Below are 363 nucleotides of genomic sequence, written 5' to 3'. Positions count from 1 at the left end.
CGGTCGGGCACCACCCGGACACCGCGGCTGCCGGCTCCGCGCCGGGGTTTGGCGAACACCGGGAACTCCCAGTCGACGGCGAGCGCGTCGGGCCCCGCGAGCACCGTGCGCGGGACGTTGACGGTGGGCGTGCAGCGCTCCGCGAGCGCGAGCTTGTCGAGCGCGACGGCGAGGGTGTCGGCGCTCGGGGCCGCCAGCACCGCAGGGGTCAGTTCGGTTCGGCGGGTGGCGAGGGCCTCGAGCTCGACGTCGACGGTCGAGATCACCACGTCGAGGGCGTCGTCGGCGACAAGGGCGGCCAGCCCCGGCACGAACGCGTCCGAGCGCCCGGGTTCGACGAGGCGGCGCTGCGCAGCCGGCACC

At 76.3% G+C, this 363-nt stretch carries 1 pseudogene; it reads right to left on the bottom strand.

The features are described from left to right. A pseudogene (locus FJ658_RS03615) lies at nt 1-363 on the bottom strand (biotin carboxylase); the annotation flags it as partial.

Origin of the sequence: Schumannella sp. 10F1B-5-1 (assembly GCF_006517535.1) — a bacterium.
Taxonomy (GTDB): domain Bacteria; phylum Actinomycetota; class Actinomycetes; order Actinomycetales; family Microbacteriaceae; genus Schumannella.
Note: the sequence above shows the minus strand (reverse complement) of the source record. Positions and strands in the feature narration are given on the sequence as shown.